Annotated in this window: 4 protein-coding genes; 2 read left to right on the top strand and 2 right to left on the bottom strand. The window is 58.3% G+C overall.

Annotated features, from left to right (window positions below):
• The coding region (locus IH881_20300; protein ID MCH7870040.1) for an alpha/beta hydrolase at positions 1-590 on the bottom strand (590 nt) is incomplete at its 3' end.
• A gap of 199 nt (positions 591-789) precedes the next feature.
• Here IH881_20300 and IH881_20295 point away from each other — a divergent pair.
• Both IH881_20295 and IH881_20290 read left to right on the top strand, forming a co-directional pair.
• Positions 790-2421: a caspase family protein gene (locus IH881_20295; GenBank protein MCH7870039.1), complete on the top strand. Its 1632-nt coding sequence runs from the start codon at positions 790-792 to the stop codon at positions 2419-2421.
• 281 nt (positions 2422-2702) lie between these two features.
• Positions 2703-3512 (top strand): enoyl-CoA hydratase/isomerase family protein, encoded by an 810-nt coding sequence (locus tag IH881_20290; GenBank protein MCH7870038.1) that lies wholly within the window; start codon positions 2703-2705, stop codon positions 3510-3512.
• Positions 3513-3611: 99 nt separating this feature from the next.
• Here IH881_20290 and IH881_20285 read toward each other — a convergent pair.
• A partial coding sequence (locus IH881_20285; GenBank protein ID MCH7870037.1) for a metallophosphoesterase occupies positions 3612-4379 on the bottom strand: 768 nt, incomplete at its 5' end.

Genomic DNA, 4379 nt, shown 5'->3' with positions numbered 1-4379 from the left:
CGACCCGTCTCGTCAATTTGTCGCAAAAATCGCTCCCGAATTAGCGGCCACTCACGGACCCAACAACAGGTGTGGTCCGCGCTCTCGAGAACGAGTTCGCTCGACCGCGGATCCCTCTGCAAAAAACTGAGCGAAATCGACGCTGGCGAGACCCGGTCTCGTGCACCAAAAACGTGAAGCTGAGCCAGATCTCCCCGCATCGGAAATGGCGCTGCCGGACTTCTCGAAACAATCGACGAGAGATAGCCATGATGTTCGACCCAAGCCCCCAGGTCCAGATTCGCGCCGAGGGTGATGATCCCCTGCACCCGCGATATCCGGTTGGCGAGGTGGGCCGCCAGCAGGCCGCCCCCGCTATATCCGACAAGTACGAGTCCACGGTCTCGCGGAGCGACCTCCAGAAGCGCGCCCTCGAGGCTCTCAATCACCCGCTCGGAGTACCGGTCCAGCGTCCAGACCAGGGGCTCGCAGCTCGGATCCGCCGCCGCCAGACCGAAGCTGCAGGGCCTTGCGAGGTAGATTCCACAGGAATCCTCCGCGGCGAGCAGGTCGAGGGCGATCGGATTTTGTGGCGTGGGATCGTCCGACACCCGCCCTCGATCGATCCAAGAATTGCCATCGCCATCGATAAACACGAAAATACGGGCGCTCGCGCTCGGCGTGCAGCTGCTCTTCGTGAAAACAAAATGGACGAACGGATCTGATTCTACTCGTCGCACATCAAAGTGAACACCACTGCGCGCGAACTTCATCTCGCTTGAAATGACCATCCCCGAGGAGAGGCACCCCATGATCGACATCACGACCGCAAGCACAAGAGCAACGCGGGCAACGACCGCAGTTCTGTTGCTCTGCGGAGGCCTGCTCGGCTGCCAGTCGCTCGACGCCAGCGATCCCAGTATGAAGTTTGACATCTCCGACCTCGACATCGTCGACTGTATCGTGGAAGGCGCGGTTCGCCAGATCGGAAGTAAATTCACCTACCTCGAACCCCCGCGCATGGCGCGGCTGACCGAGTTCGAGTGCGCATCTCTGGGCGGCACCTTCGTCGCCTACGACCCCACCGAACCCAACGCGGTCATCGAAAAGTGGCTCCCCTTTGCCGAGAGCGGGAACGTCGAAGCCCAACACCGCCTGGGGTTGCTCTACGAAGGCGTGATGGGTGCAGACCCCAACTACGAAAAGGCAGTGCATTGGTACGAACAGGCCGTCAAGAACGGGCATCGCGAATCGATGTACGCCCTCAGTGTTCTCTACGAAAAAGGCCTCGGCGTCGAACGCGACATCATCAAGTCACTGAATCTCTACCGGCAGGGCTCTGGGATCGCCGCCGACAGCCTGATGCTCTCATCGGATGCATACGCCCAGATCGCCGAGGCCAAGAAATCCCTGGCTAGCGAGATCGCGGCCATCACGCTGCAGCGCAACGCCTTGAATGCTCAGCTCGCGCAAATGGCCCGGGACATGAAGCAGCACAAGGGAAAGAGTCAGGACCAGATCGGCGCCCTGCAAAGCCTGGTCGATCAACTGAATGAAAAGATGGAGCAAAAACAGCAGACGCTGGTCGCCCTGCCCACCTATCGCTTGATCAACAAGAAAGCCGGCGGAAGACCGACACAATTCAGCTTTCCCGAACTTCCGTCCAAGGTCATGCGCAGTCGTGCGATGGGGAAATTCTACGCGCTGGTCATCGGCAACAACAACTACCAGACGATGCCGACACTGCAGACTGCGCATAATGACGCCAGGCGGATCGCGAAGATTCTGTCCGATCGCTATGGCTTCTCGACCCAACTCTTGCTCGACGCCAACGAAGAAGAACTGAAGCGAGCAATCCACGCGCTCAACACGGTTGCCGAAGAGCAGGACAACATCCTGATCTACTTCGCCGGTCATGGCGAGAAACCTCCGCCTTCAGATCGATCGCGGCTGGCCGGCTACTGGCTGCCGACGAACGCGGACGCGGACTCGGACGTCAACTGGGTCGACAACTGGTGGATCACGAACCACCTCGATGCAGCAAAGGCGCGACGCGCATTCGTGATCGCCGACTCTTGCTATGGCGGCGTATTTTCTTCCGACCTTCCCATCGGTCCAGTGACAGAGCTTCCGACTCTCAGCGAACGCGACCTCGAGAAAAAGCTCGCCCGCAAGAGCCGGTTCGTGCTCGCTTCGGGGGGTGATTCACCGGTCCTCGACGCAACTGGCCCCACGTCCGAGCATTCCGTATTCGCCAGCGCCCTGATCGATGTCCTGGAGAAGAACTCGGGCTCAATCTCGGTTGTGGAACTCTACGGCCGAGTCTTCGATCACATGTACGACACGCTCTCTCGGATGGGGCTCAACCAGGAACCCGAACTACGGGTGATACGCGCCGCGGGGCACCAGAGTGAAGGCGACTTCTTCTTCGTCGCAAACTAGAATGGGTGGCGTCGCTCAAGGATCTCCCCTCCCTCACTCGATGTATCCGAGCTCCCGCAGCGCGTTGATGGCCTCTTCCGATACTGGCTCGGGCCAGTCTACCGTGCGCCTGCCTTTCTTGACAGCCGTGACGCATACCCCGACATAAGCAATACTCTGCGCCGTCAGCAGAATTTGGACATTTGAGCGCCCAATTCTAATAGACACATCACGGGGTTTTCGACCCCCTGAGCGTGTCTTTATTTTTTTATAAAACTTTCTTTCCCTGGACGGAGCAACCCATGTCATACGAGACCATCATCTTTGAAAAAAAGGGCCCGATCGGTGTTCTAACCCTGAACATTCCGAAGAAACTCAACGCAATCAATGGACAGCTCGAAAAGGAAGTAAACGCTGCCCTCGACATTGCTGAAAACGATGACGATGTCCGTGTCGTTCTACTGACCGGCGCCGGCCGCGCCTTTTGCGCTGGCTTCGACCTCGCCTACACGACGACGGCAGGCGATACCGACCTCGCCGAACTCCAGCGGGATCTGGTCGCCGACATGGATTTCATCATGCGCTTCTGGCGTTTCCCCAAGCCGACCATTGCAGCTGTTCACGGCTACGCGCTAGCGGGGGGATGTGAACTCGCCGTGGCATGCGACATCACTGTGGCCGACGAGAAGACCTTCTTCGGCGAACCGGAATTGCGCTTCGGCGCCGGAATCGTCGCCATGATCCTGCCCTGGGTCATGGGTCCCAAGCAGGCCAAGGAATTGATCCTTACCGGCAATGATCGAATCTCGGCCCAACGCGCGCTCGAAATGAATCTGATCAATCATGTCGCACCCGAGGGCGAGTACATGGAAGTCGCGATGAAGCTCGCCCGCGACATGGCATCGATGGACCCGGTCGCCATCCGTCTCCAGAAGATGGCAATCAACCGCGCCTACGAAATCATGGGCATGGACCAGGCGCTAAAGACCGCCAGCGACCTCGATGTCCTGATCGAGGGAATCGAATCTCCCGACAGCAAGATGTTCTCCGAGATTGCCACCAAGGACGGCATCAAAGCTGCGCTCAAGTGGCGCGACTCGAAGTTCGCCTAGGCGCTCCGGGACATTTCTGCACGGGTGTCCGCTCCTTTCCAGTTTACATCTTGGAAAGGAGCGGGGATTCTTTCCCCTGCGCGATTTACTCGGGCCTGATCAGGAAACCCGGTGTCGTTGACGCACTCCGTACCAAAAGCCGGATAGACCCATCAGTCCCACCAACACCAGCAGCGACCCCGGCGAAAACGACGGGACCGCGGGGGGGCTGCAGCCGACATAGACACAATTCTTGCTGATCTGAAAGCTGTCGAGGACGACACCGGCATTGCTGAGAAAGACAGCGTTGAGCTGAAGGTCATCCACGTCGAGGATCATCGATCCCAGGGTCAACGAGATGTTCGATGTCATGATCGGATGGTCGAAGGTTCCACCGGCCTGGGCGTCGATGGAGCATCCCATGACCGCGTAGACCGTTCCCCGGTGGCTCGTCGATCCAATTTCCTCAACAAGATAGGCACCATCTCCGAACGGATCGCCATCTCCTCCATCGACCGTGTGGCTCATTGCATCGAATGTGTTCGACAGTCCGTAGTGTCCTTCGATGAGAAAGGAACGCTCGTAGCTGTGGCTATGGCCCGCGAGAACGAGGTCGACTCCGTACTGTTCGAAGACAGGCGCAAAGTTCGTTCGCATCTCGATCATCCTGGTTTCCGTGTCGGAATCATGTGTACCCTTGCTATAGGGCGGATGATGAAAGTAGACGATGATCCAACGCTGATTGGTGTTGGCAAGGTCGGCCGTTAGCCAATTGTGCTGGGGGCCTCCAACGCTCCTGTCGGAGTCCGCCGAGTCCAGCACGACGAAGTGGATATTGGCGTAATCGAACGAGTAATAGGCCTCTGTACTGCTGGCAACACCTCCAGC

The organism is Myxococcales bacterium, from assembly GCA_022563535.1.
Taxonomy (GTDB): Bacteria; Myxococcota_A; UBA9160; order UBA9160; family UBA4427; genus DUBZ01.
The sequence above is the reverse complement of the archived record's forward strand: the minus strand, read 5'-3'. Positions and strand labels throughout refer to the sequence as shown.

Bases quoted from the DNA above. Each gene is read 5' to 3' on its own strand.
- IH881_20295 (MCH7870039.1), top strand. From the start codon at position 790: ATGATCGACATCACGACCGCAAGCACAAGAGCAACGCGGGCAACGACC.
- IH881_20290 (MCH7870038.1), top strand. From the start codon at position 2,703: ATGTCATACGAGACCATCATCTTTGAAAAAAAGGGCCCGATCGGTGTT.